This is a genomic window from Micrococcus luteus NCTC 2665 (genome assembly GCF_000023205.1).
GTDB lineage: Bacteria > Actinomycetota > Actinomycetes > Actinomycetales > Micrococcaceae > Micrococcus > Micrococcus luteus.
Genome location: NC_012803.1, coordinates 1,182,591 through 1,207,210 on the forward strand (window position 1 = coordinate 1,182,591; position 24,620 = coordinate 1,207,210).

At 72.5% G+C, this 24,620-nt stretch carries 20 protein-coding genes and 1 tRNA gene; 17 read left to right on the top strand and 4 right to left on the bottom strand.

The genetic code is table 11. From position 1 onward, the window contains the following. Window positions 1–13: 13 nt before the first annotated feature. Window positions 14–610: an ANTAR domain-containing response regulator gene (locus tag MLUT_RS17030; RefSeq protein WP_010078752.1), complete on the bottom strand. Its 597-nt coding sequence runs from the start codon at window positions 608–610 to the stop codon at window positions 14–16. Between the two features lie 176 nt (window positions 611–786). Between MLUT_RS17030 and MLUT_RS17035 the strand changes: the two genes are divergently transcribed. From MLUT_RS17035 to MLUT_RS17065, 7 genes are all read left to right on the top strand, one after another. Next, a tRNA-Leu gene (locus MLUT_RS17035) sits at window positions 787–868 on the top strand. Window positions 869–938: 70 nt separating this feature from the next. Beyond that, the gene (locus MLUT_RS17040; RefSeq protein ID WP_010078751.1) at window positions 939–3,812 is read left to right on the top strand and encodes a DUF4040 family protein; all 2,874 of its coding nucleotides are present in this window, start codon (window positions 939–941) and stop codon (window positions 3,810–3,812) included. Next, entirely contained in the window at window positions 3,809–4,240 is a 432-nt protein-coding gene (locus MLUT_RS17045) for a cation:proton antiporter subunit C (protein WP_010078750.1), read from the top strand. The genes MLUT_RS17040 and MLUT_RS17045 overlap by 4 nt, the downstream gene beginning before the upstream one ends. Beyond that, window positions 4,237–5,907, top strand: coding sequence for a monovalent cation/H+ antiporter subunit D family protein (locus MLUT_RS17050; protein ID WP_010078749.1), 1,671 nt, complete (start codon window positions 4,237–4,239; stop codon window positions 5,905–5,907). The genes MLUT_RS17045 and MLUT_RS17050 overlap by 4 nt, the downstream gene beginning before the upstream one ends. A 38-nt stretch (window positions 5,908–5,945) precedes the next feature. After that, window positions 5,946–6,380 (top strand): Na+/H+ antiporter subunit E, encoded by a 435-nt coding sequence (locus tag MLUT_RS17055; RefSeq protein ID WP_010078748.1) that lies wholly within the window; start codon window positions 5,946–5,948, stop codon window positions 6,378–6,380. Beyond that, a complete protein-coding gene (locus MLUT_RS17060) occupies window positions 6,377–6,661 on the top strand; it encodes an MrpF/PhaF family protein (protein WP_010078747.1) in 285 nt (94 codons plus the stop codon). The genes MLUT_RS17055 and MLUT_RS17060 overlap by 4 nt, the downstream gene beginning before the upstream one ends. A 13-nt stretch (window positions 6,662–6,674) precedes the next feature. Further along, the gene (locus MLUT_RS17065) at window positions 6,675–7,052 is read left to right on the top strand and encodes a cation:proton antiporter (RefSeq protein WP_010078746.1); all 378 of its coding nucleotides are present in this window, start codon (window positions 6,675–6,677) and stop codon (window positions 7,050–7,052) included. Window positions 7,053–7,083: 31 nt separating this feature from the next. Here the strand turns inward: MLUT_RS17065 and MLUT_RS17070 are convergent, their stop codons facing one another. Then, window positions 7,084–7,602 (bottom strand): PaaI family thioesterase, encoded by a 519-nt coding sequence (locus MLUT_RS17070; RefSeq protein ID WP_010078745.1) that lies wholly within the window; start codon window positions 7,600–7,602, stop codon window positions 7,084–7,086. A gap of 67 nt (window positions 7,603–7,669) precedes the next feature. On the opposite strand from MLUT_RS17070, the gene polA reads away from it, so the two are divergent. The 3 genes from polA (at window position 7,670) to rpsA (ending at window position 13,440) form a co-directional block, all read left to right on the top strand. Then, complete coding sequence (gene polA / locus MLUT_RS17075; RefSeq protein ID WP_012750866.1) at window positions 7,670–10,483, top strand: DNA polymerase I; 2,814 nt, start codon at window positions 7,670–7,672, stop codon at window positions 10,481–10,483. After that, window positions 10,467–11,840 carry a GNAT family N-acetyltransferase gene (locus tag MLUT_RS17080; protein ID WP_010078742.1) on the top strand — a complete coding sequence of 458 codons (1,374 nt, stop codon included), beginning with the start codon at window positions 10,467–10,469 and terminating at the stop codon, window positions 11,838–11,840. Before polA ends, MLUT_RS17080 begins: the two co-directional genes overlap by 17 nt. 142 nt (window positions 11,841–11,982) lie before the next feature. Beyond that, window positions 11,983–13,440 (top strand): 30S ribosomal protein S1, encoded by a 1,458-nt coding sequence (gene rpsA / locus MLUT_RS17085; protein WP_012750867.1) that lies wholly within the window; start codon window positions 11,983–11,985, stop codon window positions 13,438–13,440. 135 nt (window positions 13,441–13,575) lie between these two features. Here rpsA and MLUT_RS17090 read toward each other — a convergent pair whose 3' ends face one another. Further along, window positions 13,576–14,793 (bottom strand): class I SAM-dependent methyltransferase, encoded by a 1,218-nt coding sequence (locus MLUT_RS17090; protein WP_231936586.1) that lies wholly within the window; start codon window positions 14,791–14,793, stop codon window positions 13,576–13,578. Continuing rightward, window positions 14,786–15,487 (bottom strand): IMPACT family protein, encoded by a 702-nt coding sequence (locus MLUT_RS17095; RefSeq protein ID WP_010078737.1) that lies wholly within the window; start codon window positions 15,485–15,487, stop codon window positions 14,786–14,788. The genes MLUT_RS17090 and MLUT_RS17095 overlap by 8 nt, the downstream gene beginning before the upstream one ends. Window positions 15,488–15,641: 154 nt before the next feature. Between MLUT_RS17095 and coaE (MLUT_RS17100) the strand changes: the two genes are divergently transcribed. The 7 genes from coaE (MLUT_RS17100) to MLUT_RS17130 all read left to right on the top strand — a co-directional run bounded on the left by coaE (MLUT_RS17100) (window position 15,642) and on the right by MLUT_RS17130 (window position 24,590). Then, window positions 15,642–18,011 (top strand): dephospho-CoA kinase, encoded by a 2,370-nt coding sequence (coaE, locus tag MLUT_RS17100; RefSeq protein ID WP_010078736.1) that lies wholly within the window; start codon window positions 15,642–15,644, stop codon window positions 18,009–18,011. Further along, window positions 18,008–18,655, top strand: coding sequence for a dephospho-CoA kinase (gene coaE, locus MLUT_RS17105; protein ID WP_010078735.1), 648 nt, complete (start codon window positions 18,008–18,010; stop codon window positions 18,653–18,655). The genes coaE (MLUT_RS17100) and coaE (MLUT_RS17105) overlap by 4 nt, the downstream gene beginning before the upstream one ends. A gap of 37 nt (window positions 18,656–18,692) precedes the next feature. Next, on the top strand, window positions 18,693–20,822 hold the full coding sequence (gene uvrB, locus MLUT_RS17110) for an excinuclease ABC subunit UvrB (protein ID WP_010078734.1): 2,130 nt from the start codon (window positions 18,693–18,695) through the stop codon (window positions 20,820–20,822). Between the two features lie 77 nt (window positions 20,823–20,899). After that, on the top strand, window positions 20,900–21,538 hold the full coding sequence (locus tag MLUT_RS17115; RefSeq protein ID WP_010078733.1) for a SatD family protein: 639 nt from the start codon (window positions 20,900–20,902) through the stop codon (window positions 21,536–21,538). Continuing rightward, window positions 21,535–22,299, top strand: coding sequence for a hypothetical protein (locus MLUT_RS17120; protein ID WP_012750869.1), 765 nt, complete (start codon window positions 21,535–21,537; stop codon window positions 22,297–22,299). Before MLUT_RS17115 ends, MLUT_RS17120 begins: the two co-directional genes overlap by 4 nt. Before the next feature lie 82 nt (window positions 22,300–22,381). Continuing rightward, on the top strand, window positions 22,382–23,314 hold the full coding sequence (locus MLUT_RS17125) for a TerC/Alx family metal homeostasis membrane protein (RefSeq protein WP_010078731.1): 933 nt from the start codon (window positions 22,382–22,384) through the stop codon (window positions 23,312–23,314). Between the two features lie 16 nt (window positions 23,315–23,330). Continuing rightward, window positions 23,331–24,590, top strand: coding sequence for a TerC family protein (locus tag MLUT_RS17130; protein WP_010078730.1), 1,260 nt, complete (start codon window positions 23,331–23,333; stop codon window positions 24,588–24,590). The last annotated feature ends 30 nt before the right edge of the window (window positions 24,591–24,620 follow it).

Below are 24,620 nucleotides of genomic sequence, written 5' to 3' on the forward strand. Positions count from 1 at the left end.
GCGCGGGCGCCGCTCAGCCGACCTGGTCGATGACGGCCTGCGCGACCTCCCGCATGGTCAGGCGCCGGTCCATGGAGGTCTTCTGGATCCAGCGGAAGGACTCGGCCTCGGTCAGGCGCATCCGCTCCTGGAGCAGCGCCTTGGCCCGGTCCACGATCTTGCGGGTCTCCAGGCGGTCGCCCAGGTCCCGCACCTCGGCCTCGAGGCTGCGCAGCTCGTCGAAGCGGGCCACGGCCAGTTCGATGGCGGGGACCAGGTCGGCCTCGGTGAAGGGCTTGACCACGTAGGCCATGGCCCCGGCGGTCCGGGCGCGCTCCACCAGCTCGCGCTGGCTGAAGGCGGTCAGCATGACCACGGGGGCGAGCCGTTCCCCGGCGATCTCGCCCGCAGCCGCGATGCCGTCCATCACGGGCATCTTCACGTCCATCACCACGATGTCCGGGCGGTGCTCGCGCACGGCCTCGACGGCGGCGCGGCCGTCGCCGGCCTCGGCGACCACCCGGTAGCCCGCCCCGGTGAGCACCTCCACCAGGTCGAGGCGGATGAGGGTCTCGTCCTCGGCGACGACGGCCCGCAGGCCGGTCTCCTCGGGAGGCGTCAGCGTGGACACGGCAGCTCCTTCGCGCGGGCCGGGACGGCGTCGGTGCGGCGCCGCTGGTGGTCCACCAGGCTACCGTGCGCGATGAGTGCGGCGCGGGCGCGGCGGCGGTGACCCCCCGCCGGAAGGCCGGGGACGCCGGGTCGGGGCGCTGATAGGGTGATCGAGTCCCGCCTCCGGGCGGCACTGCCCGAATGGTGGAATCGGTAGACACGCCGCACTCAAAATGCGGTGCCGAGAGGCGTGTGGGTTCGAGTCCCACTTCGGGCACCGTCGGCGCGCGGCCACCCGCCGTGGGCGCCGTGTCCGTGACCGATCGACCCGAGATGAGTGGTGTCCTGTGCTCCTGACCAGCCTCCTGCTGACCCTCCTCTCGGTGGTGGCGGCCGTCCCGGCCTCCCGGGCGCTGGGCAGGGACGCGGGCTGGGTCCTGGCCGCACCCCTGCTGGCCGCGGCCGGCGTGCTGATCGCGGCGTGGACGGGCGACGTCCGGACGGAGCACCATCCGTGGATCCCCGCGGTCGGGGTGGACCTCGACCTCCGGCTGAACGGCCTGGCCCTGGTGTTCGCCATGATCGTCCTCGTCATCGGCGCCGCGATCCTCGCCTACTCCAGCCGGTACCTCAGTCGGGACCGCACGGAGAGCCGACCCGGCTCCTTCTACCTGCTGATGACCGCGTTCGCGGCGTCGATGCTGCTGCTGGTGCTCGCCGACAACATCGTGGTCCTCTTCGTCGCGTGGGAGTTCACCTCCTTCACCTCCTTCTTCCTCATCGGGCGCTCGGGGGACCATGCCCGCGACCCCGCGATCCGGACCCTGCTCGTGACCGTGGGCGGCGGCCTCGCGCTGCTGGCCGCCGTCGCCCTCATGGCCGTGCGGACCGGCACTGCCTCGCTGTCCGGGGTGTTGGCCTCGGACGTGTGGTCCGAGGCGGGCTTCACCACCACGGTCGCCGTCCTGCTGGCGGTGGCCGCGTTCACCAAGTCCGCCCAGTTCCCGTTCCAGGCGTGGCTGCCGGACTCCATGGTGGCCATCTCCCCGGTCTCCGCCTACCTGCACGCCGCGGCGATGGTCAAGGCCGGCATCTTCCTGCTGCTGGTGTTCAGCCCGGTCCTGGCCGGGAACCCGGTGTGGTCCGCGCTGTTGATCGGCTCGGGCCTCATCACGGCCCTGCTGGGCGCCGTCTCCGCGATCCGTCGCCACGACCTCAAGGGTCTGCTGGCCTACTCCACGATGAGCCAGTTGGGCCTGCTGGTGACCGCCATCGGCATCGGCACCCCCGTCGCGCTTACCGCGGCGATCGTGCACACCGTGGCGCACGCGCTGTTCAAGTCGGCGCTGTTCATGCTGATCGGCGTGGTCGACCACGAGGCCGGCACCCGCGACCTGCGAGAGCTCGCGGCCCGCCACGTGCGCATGCCGGTCACCGGCACGGCGATCGCCGTCGCCGCCCTGTCGATGGCGGGCATCCCGCCGCTGTTCGGCTTCATCTCCAAGGAGGGCCTGGTCGAGGCCGCTCTCGGGACCCCCGGTCCCGCATGGCTCCCCGTCCTCGTCACCGCCGGCATCGCCCTGACCTCCGTGTTCACCGTGGCCTACTCCGGCCGTCTCGTGCTCGGCGCCCTGGGCCTCTGGGGTCCAAGCCCGGACGGGGCCGCCCATTCGTGGCCGACCGGCCGGGAGGACGAGGTCCACGAGGCTCCTGCCACCTTCTGGGGCGTGCCCGTGCTGGCCGCGGCCGCGGGCGTGGCCCTGGGCCTGCTGCCCGGTGTGCTGGACACCCCCGTCTCCTACGCGGCCGAGGCCGCCTCCGGCGCGGAGGTGCACGCGCACCTGGCGCTGTGGCACGGCGTGAACACGGCCCTGCTCGTCTCCGCCGCCATCATCGTGCTCGGTCTGCTGCTGGTGGCCTTGCGCCGCCCGGTGGAGCGCGTGGCCTCCCACGCCGCCCTGCCGTTCTCCGCCCTGGATGCGGTGGACGAGGTTCGGCACCGGCTGATCGGCGTCGGCGCGGTCGTCTCGCGCGCCTCCGGCACCCTGGCTCCCCGCCCCCACCTCCTCATCCCCGCCCTGGTCCTGGGGCTCCTCGCCGTGGCCGGTGTCGCCACGATCGAGGATTTGCCCGCCGTCGTCGGCCAGCCCTCGCGCTGGCACGACTGGGTGCTGGTCGTCCTGGTGGGTGCCGGCGTGATCGCCACCATCCGCGCCAAGACGCGCATCGCCGCCATGGTGGTGGTCGGCGTCGTAGGGTTCGGCATGACCCTGTGGTTCCTCACCCTCGGCGCCGTGGACGTGGCCCTGACCCAGCTGATGGTCGAGGTGCTCACGGTGTGCGTCATGGTGCTGCTGCTGCGCCGCCTGCCCGCCCGCTTCAGCGACGAGCCGACCCCGCGCAGGATGCAGGCGGTCCTCGCCGCCTCCGTCGCCGGCGTCGCCGCGACCCTGGGCGTGCTCGCGTTCACCGGCCGCTCCAGCATGTCGGAGATCGCCCACTTCTACCTGACCCAGAGCTATGCCCAGGCTGGGGGGACCAACGTGGTGAACGTGATCCTCGTGGACTTCCGCGCCGTGGACACGTGGGGCGAGATGACCGTGCTCGGGGCGACGGCGCTGACCATCGCGGCCCTGTTGCTCAACCGTCGGCCGACGCCTCCACAGCCCTCCGCCGTGGACATGCGCTCCCCACTCGCCCACGTGCGCGAGAACCTCGTCCACATCCGGGTGTTCGGCCGTGTCTTCGGCGTGCTGATCATCCTGCTGTCCGCGTTCCTGCTGCTGCGCGGGCACTACGAGCCCGGCGGCGGCTTCATCGCCGCACTGGTCGCCGGTGCCGGCTACGCCCTGCTCTACCTGGCCGCCGACTCGGACACGGCCCCGGAGTTGCGGTGGCCGTACCTGGCCTTCATCGGCTCGGGCATCGCCGTCGGCACCGCGACGGGGATCGTCGGTTACCTCACCGGCAAGGGCTTCCTCGGAGCCGCGGGAGTGAAGGTCCTGGGCTACGGGCTCTCCACCACGCTCGCGTTCGACATGGGCGTGTACCTGGCCGTGATCGGCCTGATCGTGGCCGCGTTCTCCCTGCTCGGCCCCGAGCGGCCGGGTGAGGACCCGCTCCGCGCCTCGAGCCGTGACCCCGGCGTCGCGCCGGCGGCCCCGTCCTCCGATCCCTCGGCCCCGACCACCACGACTGCACGAGAGGAGGTCACCCGATGACCGTCGCCCTTACCGTGGGACTTCTGACCTTCGGCGCGTTCTACCTGTTCTCCAAGCGCGAGCTGCTGCGCGTGATCCTCGGCATGGTCCTGCTGGGCCACGCCGCCAACCTGGCCATCATCGCCGCGGGCGGCACCGACCGCCGCGGGCTGCCCTTCGCGGGGACCTCAGACGTCGAGGTGCAGGCCGATGCCCTGCCGCAGGCCTTCGTCCTGACCGCTATCGTGATCGCCTTCGCGATCACCGTGCTGCTGCTCGCGCTGGCCGTCACCGGGCGCGCGGACGACGCGGTGGCCTCGCCGGGGGAGACCCGCGACTCCCTGGAGCAGGCCGCCGCCGACGCACGCTTCCCGCGCGAGGAGCGGCACGCCGCGGCCGGCCGGATTGCGCAGCACTACGCCGGCCAGGGCCCGGAGGTGCGTCGATGAGCGCCGTCCCGCTGGGCCAGCTGCTGCCCCTCTTCGCCGCCGTCCCGCTGCTGTCCGCCGGTCTGCTCGTGCTGGCGGGGGAGCGTCCCCGCCTCCACCGGGCAGTCCTGTTCGCGGTGCTCGGACTCGTCACCACCGGCGGGCTGGCCCTGGGCGTCCACGCCCTCGACGGGTCCGTGCTCGCCACCTCGCTGGGCGGCTGGCCCGGGGGCATCGGGATCGGCTTCGCAGCGGACATGCTGTCCGCCCTGATGCTCGTGCTCACGAGCGCCCTCACGATCGTGGGCGCGGCGTTCGCCTACGGCTCCCGCGTCGCTAACTCCCAGTTCTTCGCCCCGCTGCTCCTGATCCTCATCGGCGGAGTCAACGGCGCCCTGCTGACGGCGGACCTGTTCAACCTGTTCGTGTTCATCGAGGTCATGTTGGTGCCCAGCTACGGCCTCTACGTCCTCTCCGCCAACCGCCGTGAGCCCCTGCGCCGAGTGGACGGGGCGCGGCTGTACGTCACCCTCAACCTGCTAACCTCCACGATCCTCCTGGTCGGCGTCGGCTTCGTCTACGGGCTGACCGGCTCGGTGAACCTCGCGATGCTCGCCGGGTCCGCCGCGGCGGACCCACGCATCGCGATCGCCGCGGGCATGGTGCTGTTCGCACTGTCCATCAAGGCCTCGGTGGCCCCGCTGCACGGCTGGCTGGCCTGGGCGTACTCCTCGACCTCCCCGGCGGTGACGGCCCTCTTCGCCGCCCTGCACACCAAGGTCGCCGTGTACGGGCTCTACCGGATCTACTCCGTCATGTACGACGGCGATGCGCGTCTGCTGCCGCTCATCCTGGTCCTGTCCCTCGCCACCCTCGTGGTGGGTGCGCTCGCCTCGGTCGGTGAGCACGGTGTGCGCGCCGTGTTGTCGTGGCAGATGGTGAGCGGCATCGGCGGCATCCTCGTCGGACTCGGGCTCTCCACGCGCCTGGGTCTCGCGGCGGGCCTGTTCTACCTCGTGCACCACATGGTGGCGATGGGCTGCCTCCTGATGGCGGCCGGCGCGATCGAGGTGCGCTACGGCACCGGCCGTCTCGCGGACCTGCAGGGCCTGGCCCGGCGCGAGCCGCTGATCGCCGTCGCCTTCTTCGTGGGCCTGCTCTCCCTGGTCGGCATCCCGCCCTTCTCCGGGTTCGTGGGCAAGCTCATGCTCGTCAGCGCCGGCCTGGACGCAGGCCGCGGTGTCACCGCTGCGCTGGTGCTGGGCGCCTCCCTGGTGAGCCTGTGGGCTCTGCTGCGGGTGTGGGACGCCTGGTTCTGGGGCGCTCCGACGGCCCCACACGGGCACCGCGAGCGCCTGGCCACCGCGGCCATGCCCATCGTGGGCCGGGCGGGCTCCGTGCCGTCGCCCTCCGGCCGCGGCTCGAGCACCGACCACGAGCGCACCGAGTCGTGGGCCTCGCAGGAAACCCTCGATCCGCCCACGGGCGTGCTGCCGGTGACCGTGGATCCGGACGAGGACGTCACGCGCTCCCGCATCCCAGGCCGGCTGGCCGCCCCCGCCGTTGTCCTAGCTATGGCCACCCTCGCCCTCGGGCTCGGCGGTCAGGCCCTGTGGACCGTCACCGACCTCGCGGCTCAGGGCCTGATGGACCCCAGCAGGTACATCGAGGCGGTGCTCAACCCATGAGCACCGCACTCCCGCAGCCTCCGGAAGGAGACGCCCCCATGCACACCGTCGCCCCCGCCGACGGGACCGTCGACCTGGCGCCCGGCACGGCCTCCGCCGTGTCCTGGCCTTGGCGGTGGCTCGTGTTCTGGTGCTGGTACGCGTGGGCCCTGGTGACCTCTTCGAAGGCGGTCATCAAGGACCTCGTCACCCCCGGCGTCCAGGCGCGCTCGGGCATCGCCCGCGTGCGCAGCAACTGCCGCACGGACGCCGAGGTCACCCTGCTCTCGGCGCTGATCACCCTGACGCCCGGCACGTTGACGCTGGGCACCCGGCGTGCCGGCGCCGTCGGTGACGAGGACGGTGACCCGGACGCGCGGCGCCTGCTCTACGTGCACGGCCTGTACGCTGACGACGCCGACGCCCTGCGCGCGGAGATCCACGACATGGAGGCGCGCATGCTCCACGCGATGCGGAAGACGGGGGTGGCATGATGCCCTTCGCCTACGACTGGTCCCTGGTGGGGATCGACCTGGCCATCGCGCTGCTGACCGTGTCGGCGCTCGTGTCCGCGTACCGGATCGTGGTGGGCCCGCTCGACGCGGACCGCGCGGTCTCGGGCGACCTGCTCACGTTCAGCGTGCTCGGGATGCTCGTGCTGTTCGGCGTCCGGGCGGACAACCCGTGGACGTTCGACTTGGTCCTGATCGCCGCGGTCGTGGCCTTCCTGTCCGGCATGTCCCTGGCCCGCGCGCTCACGCGCGGCAAGCGTTGAGGAGGTCGCACCCGTGGACGTCGTCCTGACCGCCGCCGGCTCCGTGCTCGTGGTGATCGGAGCCCTTGCGTTCGTCACCGCGGGACTCGGTCTGATCCGGTTCCCCGACCCCTACACCCGCGTCTCCGCCGTGGGCACCGCCGGCGGCGTCGGGATGATCCTGATCGTGGTGGGCGCCCTGCTACTGGCCCCGGGGGTGGCCGCGTTCGTGAAGGTGGCCCTGATCGTGGTGCTGCAGCTGGGCTCGGCCTCGGTGGCCACCATGGCCCTGGGCCGCTCGGCCTACCTCACTGGGGTGCCCATGAATCCGGGGCACTACGACGAGCTCGCCGAGGATACCCCCGGCCGCGAGGGTGGCCGAGCGGCCCCGCGCCTTCCGGACATGGACTGAGGCACGGGCCGGCCCGCCCGGGCGGCGTGCCTCAGCGCGCGTCGAGGAGCATGTTCGTCATGCGCACGGTCGAGAGCCGCCGGCCCTGCTCGTCCGTCATCACCACCTCATGGGTGACGAGGGTGCCGCCCAGGTGGACGGCGGTCGCGGTGCCGGTCACGAGGCCCGAGCGGACGGCCCGGTGGTGCGTGGCGCTGATCTCGACCCCGACGACGTTGCGGTCCGGCCCGGCGTGGATCTTCGCGGCCATCGAGCCCAGGGACTCGGCGAGGACGAGGTGGGCGCCGCCGTGCAGCAGCCCGACGGGCTGCTCGTTGCCTGCCACGGGCAGGGTGGCGACGGCGCGCTCGGCCGTGAGCTCGAGGAAGCGCAGGCCCATCTTCTGGGCCAGGGGGCTGATCGCCGCGCCGCCGAGCGCGGCGACGAGCTCGGGCGTCAGACCGGCCTCGGCGCAGGCCGCCGCCAGCTCGGCGGGGCTCAGCTCGGGGGTGACGCCGGGGCGGTACACGCGGTCGGAGGCGGCGGGGGTGGTCGCGGTGTGCTCACTCATGAGCACTAGGCTGGCACACGCGACCGGTGCGCCCCGCGCCGCGCGCCGAGAGGAGACGTGAGCACCCATGGCGGCAGATCCGACCCCAGAGGCCCCACAGCGGCTGCTGGTCCTGGACGGGCACTCGATGGCGTTCCGCGCGTTCTACGCGCTGCCCGCCGAGAACTTCGCCACGGACACGGGCCAGCACACGAACGCCGTGTATGGCTTCACCGCCATGCTCCTGACCATGATCCGGCAGCAGCGGCCCACGCACGTGGCCGTGGCGTTCGACCTCTCCGGGCCCACGTTCCGCTCCGAGGAGTACGCGGAGTACAAGGCCGGCCGCTCCGAGACGCCCGCGGAGTTCGCGGGCCAGATCGAGCTGACCGTGAAGGTCATGGAGGCCCTGGGCATCCCCACGCTCACGCTGGAGGGCTACGAGGCCGACGACATCGTGGCCACACTGTCCGCGCGCGCCGAGGAGGCGGGGTGGGAGGCCGTCGTCGTCTCCGGTGACCGGGACGCGTTCCAGCTCATCTCCGAGCGCACCACGGTGCTCTACCCCAAGAAGGGCGTCTCCGACATCCCGCCGATGGACGCGGACGCCGTCCTGGCCAAGTACGGGGTCGCCCCCGCCCAGTACCCCGAGCTCGCGGCCCTCGTCGGCGAGGCCGCGGACAACCTGCCCGGCGTGCCCGGCGTCGGCCCCGGGTTCGCCGCGAAATGGCTGAAGCAGTACGGGGACCTCGACGGCGTGCTGGCGCACGCGCACGAGATCACGGGCAAGAAGGGGGAGGCGCTGCGCGAGCATCTCGAGGACGTGCGCCGCAACCGCCGCCTCAACGCCCTCGTGCGCGACCTCGACCTGCCGATCGGGCTCGAGGCGATGCGGCTCGAGATGCCCGAGCGCGAGCCCGTGGAGGAGCTGTTCGACGCGCTGCAGTTCAACCGCATCCGGGAGCGCGTGTTCGAGGTGTTCGGCGAGCGGGTGGGCGAGGACGCGCCGCCCCCCGAGGTCGAGGCCGCCCCCGAGTTCACCGAGGCGACGACGGCCGAGGACGTGCGTGCCTTCCTCGCCGCGGAGGCCGGCACCCTGCTCGGCGTCCACGTGGACGTCGAGGGCCCGGCCCTGCTGCCCCGCCGCAAGGTGCCCGTGCCCGGCACGTTCGGCACGCCCGTCGGGGTCGCGCTGGTGGGTGAGCACGCGGGCCTGCACGTCACCCTCGACGGCGACGCCCCGGACCCGGCGCTGGTGGCCGCCGTGCGCGAGGCCCTCGGCGAGGGCGGACTGGCCAAGGCCGTGCACGACCTCAAGCGCACCCTCAAGGCGCTGGCCGCACCCACCGAGGGCGACGGGCTCGGCCCGGACGCGGCCCTGGACGGCGTGGTGGACGACGTGCTGCTCTCGGCCTACCTGATCCAGCCGGACCGGCGGGACACCTCGCTCGAGGCGCTGGCGGAGGCGCATCTGCACACCCCCCTCGCCGCCCCGCGCGAGCCTGCTCAGCAGCGGGCGCAGGGGACGTTCGACCTCGACGGGGGTCAGGCCGCCGCCGACCGCGCGGCCCGCGCCGCGGACGCCGTGCGGGCCGCCTGGGTGGTGCGCCGTCTCTCGACCCAGTTCACGCCCCAGGTGCTCGACCGCGGGGCGCAGCGGCTGCTGCAGGAGCTCGAGATCCCGCTCTCGCGGCTGCTCGCCCGGATGGAGCTGGCAGGCATCGCCGTCGACGTCGACGCCCTGACCGACCTGCGCGAGGACTTCACCGCCGCCGCCGACGCCGCCAAGGAGTCCGCGTGGGCGTCCGTCGCGGAGGAGACCGGCGGGATGCAGGTCAACCTCGGCTCTCCCAAGCAGCTGCAGGAGGTGCTGTTCGAGCGGCTCAACATGCCGCGCACGCGCAAGACGAAGACCGGCTACTCCACGGACGTGGACTCGTTGCAGGACCTGCTCGAGCAGACCCGGCACCCGTTCCTCGAGAACCTGATGGCCCACCGCGACGCCACGAAGCTGCGGCAGACCGTGGAGGGGCTGCTCGAGACCGTCGCCCCGGACGACCGCATCCACACCACCTACTCGCAGACCGCCGCCGCCACGGGCCGACTGTCCTCGCTGCACCCGAACCTCCAGAACATCCCGGTGCGCACCGAGGCGGGCCGCCGCATCCGCGAGGTGTTCGTGGCGGACGAGGTGGCCGGCGAGCAGGCCGTGCTGCTCTCCGCGGACTACTCCCAGATCGAGATGCGCATCATGGCGCACCTGTCCGAGGACGAGGGGCTGATCCAGGCCTTCCGCGAGGGCGAGGACCTGCACTCGTTCGTCGGCTCGCAGGTGTTCGGCGTGGACCCGGACGAGGTCACGGCGGAGCAGCGCGCCAAGGTGAAGGCGATGAGCTACGGCCTGGCCTACGGGCTGTCCTCCTTCGGGTTGTCCAAGCAGCTGAAGATCTCGGTGGACGAGGCGCGCGGCCTCATGAAGGGCTACTTCGACCGCTTCGGCGGCGTGCGCGACTACCTGCGCGACGTCGTCGCACAGGCCCGGCAGGACGGGTACACCTCGACGATCGAGGGGCGCCGCCGCTACCTGCCGGACCTCAGCTCGGACAACCGTCAGCTGCGGGACATGGCCGAGCGCGCCGCGCTCAACGCCCCCATCCAGGGCTCGGCCGCGGACATCATCAAGCGCGCGATGCTCGACGTGCAGGCCGGCCTCGAGGAGCACGGGCTGGCCTCGCGCCTGCTGCTGCAGGTCCACGACGAGCTCATCCTCGAGGTCCCGGCCGCCGAGCTCGAGCAGGCCACGGCGCTGCTGGAGGAGCGGATGGGCCGGGCCGCCGAGCTCTCCGTGCCGCTCGACGTGCACGTGGGCCGGGGAAGGAGCTGGCATGACGCCGCACACTGACGCGCCGGAGGGTCCGTCGCTGCGGCGGCTGGCCGACGCCGCCGAGGCCCGGCTCGGCGAGCACGGCCTCGCGCTGCGCGACCTGGGGGTCCTCGGCCCCGAGGACCCCGCCGCATCGCACTTCGTGGCCGCGGTCGAACGGGGCTTCTACGAGACGGTGCCCACGGGTGCCGCGCTCCGCCAGCAGCTCGAGGCCCACGCGGCCGACGGACGGCGCCGGCTCGGCGTCTACGCGCCGGGGGACGACCCGGCGGCCCGCCGCCCCGCCGCCACCTTCGAGGACTTCGTGCAGCCGCTGACCACGTCGCCCGGCCGCACCGTCGACGCCTGGCTGATCACCGACGTGACCGTCTCGCCGGACGCCCGCCGGCGCGGCGTGCTGCGGGCCATGATGCTCAGGTCCCTCGCGGACGCCCGCGACGCCGGCCTGTGCGCGGCCGCCCTGACCGCGACCGAGGCCGCCATCTACGGTCGCTTCGGCTTCGGGGCCGCCACCCGGTGGCACGCCGTGCGGATCGACGTCTCGGGCGCCCCCGCGTTCACGGGCGCCCCGGCCGGCGGGCGGGTCACGGTCGAGGAGCCGCGGGAGATCCCCGGCCTCGTGGACGAGCTGTACGGGCGGGTGCTGCCGGCCACCCCCGGCTCGGTCCAGCGGACCTCGTTCAGCGTGCCTCGCTGGGAGGACCGCGAGGCGAGCCGGAACGAGGGGCGCGGCTCGGGGCTGTACGGGGCGGTCCACCGCGACGACGACGGGCGGATCCAGGGCGTCGCGCTGTATCGGTTCGAGGGCTGGGAGAAGGGGCCGCCCACGATCACCGTCACCGCGTTCCTCGCGGCGACCGCCGACGCGCGGCGCGGGCTCGTCCACCACCTGGCCCGGCTGGACCTGGTCGAGCGGATCGAGTGGGGCCGCGCGCCCGAGCCCGGCTGGCTCGAGGCGCTCTTCGTCGACGAGCGACGGGTGAGCCGGCACCGCGGCTCCGACGACCTGTACCTGCGGGTCCTGGACCTGCCCGCCGCCATGGCGTCTCGCGGCTGGGCGGTCGACGGGGAGGTCGTCGTCGCCGTCGAGGACGCGCTCGGCGCGATCGACGGGACGTGGCGGCTCACCGTGCGCCAGGGGCGCGGCGCCGCCGAGCGGCTGGGCCCCGCGGCCGACGCCGTGGGCCTGGGCGCGGGGCTCCGGCTCGACGCGGCCCGGTTCTCCGCGCTCTGGCTCGGCGGGCACTCCCGCGGGGCCGGCGCCGCGGTGCTGGCGGAGGCCGGTGTCGTGGCGGAGCTGCGGGCCGGCGCGGCGGAGGCGTTCGACGCGCTCGTGCGGCCCGGACGACCCCTGCACACCCTCGTCGGCTTCTGATACGCTGGACGAGCACATTCGTGCGCATTTGATACATGTCCATCACGACCCACGCCGGGTGGGGCCCCTCTGGTGCCCGGATGCCGCCCATCAGCGGCATCGATCCCGACGTGACCCCCGATCCCAACGGAGTCCCTCCTACATGACCACCACTTCCAACGCCCCGCAGGTCGCCATCAACGACATCGGCTCTGCCGAGGACCTGCTCGCCGCCATCGACGCGACCATCAAGTACTTCAACGATGGCGACCTCGTCGAGGGCACCGTCGTCAAGGTGGACCGCGACGAGGTCCTGCTCGACATCGGCTACAAGACCGAGGGCGTCATCCCGTCCCGCGAGCTGTCCATCAAGCACGACGTGGACCCGGACGAGGTCGTGGCCGTGGGCGACACCGTCGAGGCCCTGGTCCTCACCAAGGAGGACAAGGAGGGTCGCCTGATCCTCTCGAAGAAGCGCGCCCAGTACGAGCGCGCGTGGGGCGACATCGAGAAGATCAAGGAGGAGGACGGCGTCGTCGAGGGCACCGTCATCGAGGTGGTCAAGGGCGGGCTCATCCTCGACATCGGCCTGCGCGGCTTCCTCCCGGCCTCCCTCGTGGAGATGCGCCGCGTGCGCGACCTGGCCCCCTACATCGGCCAGAAGCTCGAGGCGAAGATCATCGAGCTGGACAAGAACCGCAACAACGTGGTCCTGTCCCGCCGCGCCTGGCTCGAGCAGACCCAGTCCGAGGTCCGCTCGAACTTCCTCCACAAGCTGGAGAAGGGCCAGGTCCGCAACGGCACCGTGTCCTCCATCGTCAACTTCGGCGCCTTCGTGGACCTGGGCGGCGTGGACGGCCTCGTGCACGTCTCCGAGCTGTCCTGGAAGCACATCGACCACCCGTCCGAGGTCGTCGAGGTGGGCCAGGAGGTCACCGTCGAGGTCCTCGAGGTGGACATGGACCGCGAGCGTGTCTCCCTGTCGCTGAAGGCGACCCAGGAGGACCCGTGGCAGCTCTTCGCCCGCACCCACGCCCTCGGCCAGGTCGTGCCGGGCAAGGTCACCAAGCTCGTGCCGTTCGGTGCGTTCGTCCGCGTGGAGGACGGCATCGAGGGCCTCGTGCACATCTCGGAGCTGGCCTCGCGCCACATCGACACCGCCGAGCAGGTCGTGTCGGTCAACGACGAGCTGTTCGTCAAGGTCATCGACATCGACCTCGAGCGTCGCCGCATCTCCCTGTCCCTCAAGCAGGCCAACGAGGGCGTGGACCCCGAGGGCACCGAGTTCGACCCGGCGCTCTACGGCATGGCCGCGGAGTACGACGAAGAGGGCAACTACAAGTACCCCGAGGGCTTCGACGTCGAGACCAACGAGTGGATGGAGGGCTTCGAGACCGAGCGCGCCGCCTGGGAGCAGCAGTACGCCGACGCTCAGGCCCGCTGGGAGGCCCACAAGGAGCAGGTGCGCCGCTCCCTCCAGGAGGAGGCCACCGCCGGCGCCGACGCCGGTGCGAGCCTGGGCGGCTCGTCCTACTCGTCCGAGGCGCCGTCCTCGGACGGCGGCACCCTGGCCTCCGACGAGGCCCTCGCCGCCCTGCGCGAGAAGCTCACCGGCAACTGATCGCCGCGGTGCGTGACCGTCCCTGACGGCCCGCGCCGACAACCCGACGCCCCGTCCCTCCCTCCGGAGGGGCGGGGCGTCGTCGCGTCCCGGGGGGCTGGCCGTGGGGGAGCGGACGGGACCCGACGGCCGCGCTCAGCGGCGCTCGGAGACCGTCACGGTGAACGTGCGGTCGCGCGCCGTCTGCCGAGTCGGCCCGACGAGCTCCTCCAACATCGGCCGATACCGCAGGTGCGAGTTCCAGACACACCACAGCCGGCCGCCCGGCTCCAGCACCCGCGCCGCGGCCGCCACCAGCCGGTGCGCCACGGAGGGGTCCACGGCGTTGCCGTCGTGGAACGGGGGATTCAGGAGCACGCACTCCTCCGTCCCGTCTGGCCACGTGGCCAGGGCGTCGTCGCGCACGGCCCGGACGCGGTCCGCCACGCGGTTCGCGCGGGCCGTGGCGAGCGTCGAGGCGACCGCCACGGCGGACTGGTCGGTGGCCAGCACGGTGACGTGCGGCCACAGCCGCGCCGCCCCGACCGAGAGCAGCCCGTTGCCGCAGCCCAGGTCCACGAGGCGCCCCGGCGGGCGCGGGTCGTCGGCGAGCGAGGTGAGCAGCAGACGGGAGCCCGGGTCGGCGGCGGCTCCGCCGAAGGTGCCGGCGTGGGCCACCAGGTGCAGGCGCCCCACGCCGGGGACGTCGCGGTCGGCCTCCTCCGGCGGCCGGGGGGTCACGCCGGGACGCGGGCCCCGGGCCGTGAGCACGCGCGCCTTGCGGCGTCCCCGTCCGGCGACGACGTCCTCGAACGCCGCGCCGAGCACCGCGTTCATGCGCGGACTCATGTGCTTGTCGCGGCCGCCGGCCAGCAGGACCACGCCGGGGTCGGCCACGGCTGCGACGATCCGGGACAGCCGGTCGAGCTCGTCGAGCGAGCGGGGCAGCGGCAGCAGGACCGTCCGGGCTCCCCGGACCGCCTCCTCGGGCGTGGCCGACCGCTCGAGCTCGCCGGTCTCCCCGCCGAGGCGACCGGCGGCGCGCCACGCGGCGAGGTTCGCGTCCAGCGAGCGCTCGGCGGAGGCGTCGTCCTGGTGGACCCGCACGTCGTGGCCGGCCATGAGCAGGGGCAGGGTCAGGGCGCCGTGCCGGTCCTCCAGGACGGCCACCGGGCCGGGGACGTGCCCGCTCGCGATCCACCCGGCCAGGGTGTCGAGCAGGAGCAGGTCCGCCGCGTCGTGGGCCTGGCGGCCGGGCTCGGGCGGCAGCGGCCACCGATCCAGCGCCGCGAAGTCCACGCCCGCGGTGAGGTCGTCCGGCAGCCCGCCGCGGGCGACATCGGGGGTGACCCCCCGGGGCAACGGCTCACTCATGGTCCACCCAGTCCTCTCCGATCCGCTCCGCATGGCCCGCGCCGGCCGTGACGTCCGCGAGCCGCGCCGCGAACGCCGCGCGGGCCTCCTCGGTGTCCGGCACGCCGACCGTCAGGCGTACCGCCGCGGCGCCGTAGCTCGCTTCCAGCACCGACACGCCCGCCGCGCGCAGCTCGTTCTCCCACCGGCCGGCGTCGGTGTGGGGCGCCTCCACCGCGAGCAGGGCCAGCCGGGAGCGGGTGCGCAGCGGGGCGGCGTCGAGTGCCCCGGACACCGAGTCCGAGTAGGCGCGCACCAGGCCCCCGGCGCCCAGCTTGATCCCCCCGAACCAGCGCACGACGACGGCGCACACGTCCGTCAGGTCGGTCCGGCCCGGCGCGGTCTCGCGCTGGACGAGGGACTCGAGCATGGGGACGCCGGCGGTGCCGGCAGGCTCGCCGTCGTCGCTGGAGCGCATCCGGTCCCGGGCGGGGCCGAGGACGAACGCGCTGCACACGTGCCGCGCGTCGTGGTGCCGGCGCCGCAGGACGGCGATCATCTCGCGCGCCTGCGCCTCGTCCTCGACGCGGCCGAGATAGGTGAGGAAGCGGCTGCGGCGGATCTCCACCTCCCGTTCCAGCCAGCCGTCGGGGTCGCGGGCGGCCGCCGGCAGGACCGTGCAGCGCACGGTCGGGGCGGGGGCGGGATCGGGCATGACCCCACCCTAGGGGCTGGCCGACGACGGGCACGCCGTCGAGCCGGGACGTGTGCGTCGGTACAGTGGGGGACCGTGCCACCCGGCGCCGGCCCACCGGTGAGCGTGCACGCGTGCCGCCGCGGGCTTCCCACGACCCTGTCCCGGGAGACTCATGACTTCCCCGCTCACTCGCCTGCACGACACGTTGGGGCTCCGCACGAGTCCGGCGATCTTCTTCGGCTCCGCCGCCGCGGTCGTTCTCTTCACCGCCGCGATGGGCCTGTTCCCGGGCCCGGTCCAGGCGGCCTTCGGCGTGGTCTCGAGCTGGCTGCGCTACGACGTCGGCTGGATCTACACCCTCAGCCTGACCCTGCTGGTGGCGTTCCTGTTCATCCTCGCCGTGACCCGGTACGGCCGGGTCAAGCTCGGCGACGACGACGCGGTGCCGGAGTACTCCGGCCTGACCTGGTTCGGCATGATGTTCGCCGCCGGCGTCGGCGCGGTGCTGATGTTCTGGGGCATCGCGGAGCCGATGAACCACTACGCCAACCCGCCCATGGCGGGGACGGAGCCGTTCTCCGACCGCGCGGCCTCGGAGGCCATGGCGATCGCGAACTTTCACTTCGGCATCCACATGTGGGCGATCCTGCTCGTCCCGGGCCTGTGCTTCGGCTACTTCACGTACAAGCGCAAGCTGCCCCCGCGCGTGTCCTCCGCCTTCCAGCCCCTCCTCGGCGATCGCATCCACGGCCCCATCGGCAAGACGATCGACATCATCGCCGTGGTCTCCACCGTGTTCGGCCTCGGCGTGTCCGTGGGCCTGGGCGCCCTGCAGATCAACGCGGGCATGAACTACGTGCTGGGCACCCCCGTGGCCGGCTGGGTCCAGGCGCTCATCCTGGCCGTCGTCACCGCCGTGGGCACGGCCTCCGTGCTGGTCGGCATGGACAAGGGCGTCAAGCGGCTGTCCTACGCCAACCTCCTGCTGGCGATCGCCCTGCTCGTGTACGTCCTGATGTGGGCCGTCTCCAGCATGGACGTCATCCGCGGCACCGTGCAGGCGATCGGCGAGTACGCCTCGATGCTGCCCGTGCTCTCCACCTACAACGACACGTACAACTCGGGCCAGTGGTCCGGTGACTGGACCGTCTTCTACTGGGCCTGGACCGTCACGTGGGCGCCCTTCGTGGGGATGTTCTTCGCCCGTATCTTGCGCGGCCGCACCATCCGCTCGTTCATCGTGGCCGGCCTGGGCCTGCCCACGGCGTTCGTCATCATCTGGATGGGCATCTACGGCTACTCCGCGTTCCAGTCGGACCGCGCCACCGCGCCGGCGCCGGGCCAGGGCGGTGACCTGACGCAGACGATCGTCACCGACGGCAACGTCCAGGCCGCCCTGTTCCAGCACCTGCAGGGCATGCCGCTCTACACGGTGGCCGCGGTCGTGGCGCTCGTGGTCATCACGCTGTTCTTCATCACCTCGATCGACTCGGGTGCGCTCGTCATGGACGCGATGGCCAACGGCCACGAGGATGCGGCGCCCCGCCGCCAGTCCGTGTTCTGGGCCGTGTCCATCGGCGCGGTCTGCGCGGCCATCATCCTCACCGCGGGCGAGAACGGCCTGGCGGCGCTGCAGGAGGTCATCATCGTGATCGGCCTGCCCATCCTGCTCATCACCGTCACGCAGGCCGCACTGCTGCTGCAGGCCCTGCGCGAGGACGCGGGTGCCGCGCGGCCCATGCGGACCCGCCAGTGGAAGCAGGTGCTGCCGGTGGAAGAGTACCGCCGCCGCGCCACCGAGGACGGCGTGGACGTCTCGGACTTCGTGATCCGCCCCGAGTTCGAGGTCGGCACCGAGCCGGAGAACGACACGCACACCCCGAGGACGTGGCACCAGCAGCGCATCGACGCGGCCAAGGCCCTCGTCACCGTCGGCCTGACCGGCGGCATCGCCGCGGGCCGCACCGAGGTCGGCGTGGAGCTCGAGCGGCTGGGCGCCGTCGTCGTGGAGTTCGACGACCTGATGGGGGAGATCCTCGTGCCCGGCAACCCCGTGCTCGAGGAGCTCCGCTCGGTCTTCGGCGAGGACATCGTCCGCGCGGACGGCACCCTGGACGCGCGCACCCTCAACCGGCTCACCACCGAGAGCTCGACCGCCCGGACGCGCATGTACGAGATCGTCTCCCCGGCGGTGCGCGACGAGGCGAACCGCCGGGCCCGCGAGGTCGGCGAGGACTCCGTGCTGGTGGTCGACCTGGCCCTGCTGGCCGAGACCGGCTCCGAGCACGACTTCGATCAGGTGCTGGCCGTCTCTGCTCCCGCCGAGGTGCGTGTCGCCCGGCTCATGGAGTCCCACGACATTTCCCGCGAGCGGGCCTGGGCCTTCATCGATGAGGAGGCGGTGGACGAGGAGCGGGCCGAGATCGCGGACACCGTGATCGAGAACGACGGCTCGCTCGAGGACCTGCAGGAGGCCGTCCGGGCATACTGGGAGGCCAAGATCCAGCCTCAGCTCGAGGCCGCCCGAGGAGAGCGCGTATGACCGAGACCGACCCGGTGGCCGAACGGCCGCGCGTCCATGTGGGCCTGACCGGCGGGATCGCCGCCGGCAAGTCCGCGGTGGCCCGTGTCCTGCAGGAGCGTGGCGCGCTCCTGGTGGACTCGGACGCCCTTGCCCGGCTGGTCCTCGAGAAGGGCACCGACGGGCTGGCCGCCGTCCGGGACGAGTTCGGGGACCGCGTCATCACCGCGGACGGTGAGCTCGACCGCGTCGAGATGGCCCGCATCGTCTTCGGGGACGAGGGTGCCCGACAGCGCCTGAACCGCATCGTGCACCCCCGGATCCGGGCTGCGGCCCGGCGCATCGTCGCCGAGGCCGGGCCGGACGCCGTCGTGGTGCAGGACGTACCGCTGCTGGTGGAGACCGGGCAGGCGGACGCGTTCGACCTCGTGATCGTGGTGGAGGCCCCGCTCGAGGAGCGTCTGCGCCGGATGGTGGAGGACCGCGGCATGAGCCGCGCGGACGCCGAGGCGCGGATCGCGGCCCAGGCCACGGACGAGCAGAGGCGCGCCGTCGCGGACGTCGTCATCGTCAACGACGCCGACCTCGGGCGGCTCGCGTCCGTGGCGAACCAGGTGTGGGACCGGTTCCTCGCCCCCGACGCGGCTGAGCCCTCGGCGGACTGACCGCCGGGATGTCCGGGGCGCGACGTAGGGTTCTGCCATGAGCCTGGCCCAGAAGATCAACCGCGTCGTCGCCCCGTTCGAGGTCATCTCCCCGTACCAGCCCTCCGGTGACCAGCCGAAGGCCATCGCCGAGCTCGCCGAGCGCGTGGAGGCGGGGGAGAAGGACGTCGTCCTGATGGGCGCCACCGGCACGGGCAAGTCGGCGACGACGGCGTGGCTCGTCGAGCGCCTCCAGCGGCCCACGCTGGTGATGGTGCAGAACAAGACGCTCGCCGCGCAGCTGGCCAACGAGTTCCGCGAGCTGCTGCCCAACAACGCGGTCGAGTACTTCGTCTCCTACTACGACTACTACCAGCCCGAGGCGTACGTCCCGCAGACGGACACCTTCATCGAGAAGGACTCCTCCATCAACGAGGAGGTCGAGCGGCTGCGCCACTCGGCCACGAACGCGCTGCTGACCCGGCGGGACGTGATCGTGGTGGCCACGGTCTCCTGCATCTACGGCCTCGGCACCCCCGAGGAGTACATCGAGCAGATGGTCACCCTGCGCCGCGGTGCGGAGATGGACCGGGACGTGCTCCTGCGGCGGTTCGTGCAGATGCAGTACGTGCGCAATGACGTCGACTTCCACCGCGGCACCTTCCGGGTGCGGGGGGACACCGTGGAGATCATCCCCATGTACGAGGAGCTCGCGGTGCGCATCGAGTTCTTCGGGGACGAGATCGAGTCCATCCAGACCCTGCACCCGCTCACCGGCCAGGTGGTGCGCGAGGAGGAGGAGATGTACATCTTCCCGGCCTCGCACTACGTGGCCGGCGACGAGCGCATGGGCCGGGCGATCACCACCATCGAGGACGAGCTGCGGGAGCGGCTGCAGGAGCTGGAGTCCCAGGACAAGCTGCTCGAGGCGCAGCGGCTGCGCATGCGAACCACGTACGACCTCGAGATGATGCAGCAGATGGGCTACTGCAACGGCATCGAGAACTACTCGCGCCACATCGACGGCCGTCCCGCCGGCTCCGCCCCGCACTGCCTGCTGGACTACTTCCCGGACGACTTCCTGCTCGTGGTGGACGAGTCCCACGTGACCATCCCGCAGATCGGCGCGATGTACGAGGGAGACATGTCCCGCAAGCGCACCCTCGTGGAGCACGGCTTCCGCCTGCCCTCGGCCATGGACAACCGCCCGCTGAAGTGGGACGAGTTCCTCGAGCGGATCGGGCAGACCGTGTACCTCTCCGCGACGCCGGGCGCCTACGAGCTCGGCCAGGCGGACGGCTATGTCGAGCAGATCATCCGGCCCACCGGCCTCGTGGACCCGCAGGTGGTGGTCAAGCCGACCGAGGGCCAGATCGACGACCTGCTCGAGCAGATCCGCGTGCGCACGGCCAAGGACGAGCGCGTCCTGGTGACCACGCTGACCAAGCGCATGGCCGAGGACCTCACGGACTACCTGCTCGAGGCGGGGGTGAAGGTCGAGTACCTCCACTCGGATGTGGACACGCTGCGCCGCGTGGAGCTGCTGCGGGAGCTGCGCAAGGGCACCTTCGACGTGCTGGTGGGCATCAACCTGCTGCGCGAGGGCCTGGACCTGCCCGAGGTCTCGCTCGTGGCGATCCTGGACGCGGACAAGGAGGGCTTCCTGCGCTCCACCACCTCCCTCATCCAGACCATCGGCCGCGCCGCCCGCAACGTGTCCGGCGAGGTCCACATGTACGCGGGCAACGTCACCGACTCCATGCGCCGGGCGATCGAGGAGACCGAGCGGCGCCGGGCCGTGCAGATCGCCTACAACGAGGAGCACGGGATCGACCCCCAGCCCCTGCGCAAGCGCATCGCGGACATCACGGACCAGCTGGCCCGGGAGGACGCGGACACCGCCGACTTCCTCAAGGGCATGGGCGGCGTGAAGTCCGGGTTCGACTTCGGCATGGGCCACCGCGGCCTCAGCTCGCTGGACCGGGCCCCGGCCACGGGGGAGGGTGCCGCGGCCCCGGCGGTGGACCCGGCGTCGCTGCCCGCCAAGGACCTGGCCGATCTGATCGAGCAGATGTCGCAGCAGATGCACCAGGCGGCAGCGGACCTGCAGTTCGAGCTCGCGGCCCGCCTGCGCGATGAGGTCGGCGAGCTCAAGAAGGAGCTGCGGCAGATGAAGCGGGAGCAGTGACCACCCGGCGCGTTCCGCGCCCCGGGCTGTTATGAAAACACTGATGAACGTCGTCATATCAGTGATAGTGTGACGCCATGAGCGCAGCACCCCCGGTCGCGGCCGTGATCGCGGACATCGTCGGCTCCCGCGCCCTCCCGGACCGGGACCGCGCGCAGGAGCAGATCCTGGCCGCCTTCGCGGCCGCGGAACAGGACGTCCCGCCGCTGCGTCCCGCCTGGGCCAGCGTCGGCGACGAGTTCCAGGCGCTGCACCGCACCTGGCCGGACGCGCTCCGGCTGACCGTCCGCGTCACGCTCGCCCTGCCCCCGGGCCTCGACCTGCGCTTCGGGATCGGCCTGGGGCAGCGGCGGGCCCTGGACGCCGGCGGAGACGGCATCGAGGACGGCACGGCCTGGTATCGGGCCCGCGAGGCCGTCGAGCGCGCCCACGAGCGGGCCGCCGGCGCCGCGACCGCCTTCCGTGCCGCGGACCCGTCCCTCACCGCCGCCGTGGACGGGCTCGTCCTGCTGCGCGACCACGTCCTCGGTCGGCTCAAGGCCCGCGAACGCCGGATCGCCGCCGCCCTGCTGGGCGGGGCGACCCAGGCGGAGGCCGCACGGGCGGAGCGGATCACGCAGTCCGCGGTGTCGCAGGCCGTCGCGCGGTCCGGAATCGACCGGCTGCTCGAGCTTGACGACGAGCTCGCCGCCGCGGCGACGGAGGTCGCGCCGTGACCGCCCTCGCACTGCTCGCCCTGGGGCTGCACGACCTGCTCGACGCCGTCCTGCCGGGCGCCTGGCCCGCCCCCCGGCGGCGGTGGCTGGCCCGGGCCGGCGCGGCCGTGGCCGCCGCCCTCGCCGCGGTGCTGGTGGCTGTCCTGGTGCCGACCGGCATGTCCATCGCGGTGGGCGGCGGCCTGGTGGCCCTCGGCCTGCTGATGGGCTGGACATGGCTGCACCCGGACCGGCCGCTCGGGGTGGTCGCGGTGGTGGCCGCGGTCGGCCTCGTGGCCGTGCTCGAGTCGACCCTGGCGCCCGCGGGCCTGCGCTCCGCGCCCCCGGCCCTCACGCTGCTGGCGGTGGCGGTGGCGCTGACCGAGACCGGCAACCGGGTCACCCGCGCGGTCCTCGCCCTGGCGGGCCGGCCCGCCGACGGGGGCGAAGAGGAGGCGGAGGCCCCCGCGGCGGAGCACGCGACCGTGCCGTCCGCCGCGCCCACGGACGCCGCGGCCGACGGCCTGCGCGGCGGCCGCTACATCGGGACCATGGAGCGGCTGCTCATGGTCGTGCTGGGGCTCGCGCAGGCCTATCCGGTGATCGCGGCCCTGATGGCGGCCAAGGGCATCGTGCGCTTCCCGGAGATCTCGGCGGACCGCGGAGCCGGCTCGCGCGCGGAGGAGTTCCTCATCGGCTCCCTCGCCAGCTGGGGCCTGGCCGCCGCCGGCGCCGTCGTCGTCTGGCTCGCCCTCGGCTTGACCGCCCCCGGCGCAGCCTGAGACCGGGCCCACCCGCATCCGCGCGCGGGGCCGCACCCGTCTAGACTGGCGCGGCCCCCACGAAAGGAACCCCTCCAAGGACGTGCTCAGTCCCGCCTTCGAGACCACGACCCTTGTGGTCCTCGGCGTCATCCTCCTGCTTGACCTGCTGTACGTCGCGCGCCGCCCCCACGAGCCCTCCATGAAGGAGGCCGGCCTGTGGATCGGGTTCTACGTGGCGCTGGCGCTGGTCTTCGCGGCGCTGGTCTTCGCGGGGCTGCTCTTCGCCCTGGGCGATGCGCAGCACGGCACCGAGTTCCTCGCCGGCTGGGTCACCGAGTACAGCCTCAGCGTGGACAACCTGTTCGTGTTCCTCATCATCATGGCCAAGTTCCAGGTGCCCCGCCGCCACCGGCAGGAGGTGCTGATGGTGGGCATCATCATCGCGCTGATCGCCCGCGCGGTGTTCATCGCGGTCGGCGCCGTCGCCATCGAGCACCTGACGTGGGTGTTCTACATCTTCGGCGCCTTCCTGCTCTGGACCGCCTGGCAGCAGCTCAAGGACGACGGCGGGGACGAGGAGTCCGAGCCGGGTGTCGTGGCCCGCCTGACCCGCCGCCTCAACGTGGCGCCGGACTACGACGGCAACCGACTGCGCACCACCGTGGACGGCCGGCGCATGTTCACCCCCATGGTGGTCGTGTTCATCACGATCGGCCTGACGGACGTGATGTTCGCGGTGGACTCCATCCCGGCGATCTTCGGCCTCACCCAGAACTGGTTCATCGTCCTGACCGCCAACATCTTCGCCCTCATGGGCCTGCGTCAGCGGGCCCGACGACGCCCCGCTCCGCCCGCCGCGGGTCGGGGCGTCGTCGTGCGACGGGGTAGACTGACCGGCGACGTAGGGGAGTATCCCGAACACTGTGGACGTCAGCACGCCGCGGCCGCCGAGAGCGCGCCGCCGGCCGGACACAGGGGCCCGGGCCGCGGTCGCGGCGGGCGGAGAGACTTGCGGCACCGTCCTGACCCCTGACGCCGAGAGGTGACCCGTGGAAATCAACGGCCTGACCTGGGGCCTGACGATCGCGCTGATCGTCGGGCTCCTCGCGTTCGACTACTTCGCCCATGTCCGCAAGGCGCACACGCCGTCGATCCGGGAGGCCGCGATCTGGTCCGGCGTCTACGTCGGCCTCGCGCTCGTCTTCGGCCTCGTGTTCTTCGCCTTCGGCGACACCCAGCACGCGGTCGAGTACTACACCGGCTACCTGCTGGAGAAGGCGCTCAGCGTCGACAACCTGTTCGTCTTCCTGGTGATCATGGCCAGCTTCCGCGTGCCCCGCGACTACCAGCAGAAGGTGCTGCTGTTCGGCATCACGTTCGCGCTGATCTCGCGCACCTTGTTCATCCTGCTGGGCGCCGCCGTGATCTCCGCCTGGTCCGACGTCTTCTACCTCTTCGGCATCCTCCTGCTCGTCATCGCCGGCGGACAGCTCAAGGGCGAGATGACCGGCGACGCCGAGGGCGCCCAGGACGAGGCGGACAACGTGATGGTCCGCCTGGTCAAGCGGTTCCTGCCCGCCTCCGACCAGTTCGACGGCGACCGGCTCTTCACGACGGTGGACGGCAAGCGCCTCATGACGCCGATGCTGCTCGTGATGATCGCGATCGGCGCCACCGACGTGCTGTTCGCCTTCGACTCGATCCCGGCGATCTTCGGCGTGACCCAGGAGGCGTACATCGTCTTCACCGCCACGGCGTTCTCGCTCATGGGCCTGCGCCAGCTGTACTTCCTCATCGACGGCCTCCTGGACCGGCTCGTGTACCTCGCGTACGGCCTCGCCGCCCTGCTCGGGTTCATCGGCGTGAAGCTGATCCTGCACGCCCTGCACGAGAACAACCTGCCGTTCATCAACGGCGGCGAGAACGTGCCCGTCGTCGAGATCCCCACGACGCTGTCCCTCGTGGTCGTCGTCGTGATCCTGGCCATCACCGTGGCGATCTCCCTGGCCTCGCCGAAGGGCCAGGCCCTGCGGGCGCTGCAGAACGCCGAGAAGTACTCGTACCGCTACTCGAAGCTGCCCGAGGACGCCGACCCGGCCGAGCGCGAGCGAGCCGCCGCCCTGATGGACCGCTGGACGGCCCGGGCCGAGGCCCTGGACCAGCGCTGGCGCGACCAGCTGCTCGAGCACAAGGACGCGTGGTCGGCCATCATCCGCACGGCCCACGAGACCCGGCTCGCCGATCCCCGTGACGACGACGCGCGCGGGGTCTCCGAGCAGATCGTGCGGCAGGACGGGCCCACCGTCTGAACCGATCACGGCGCCGGGGGAGCACTCCGC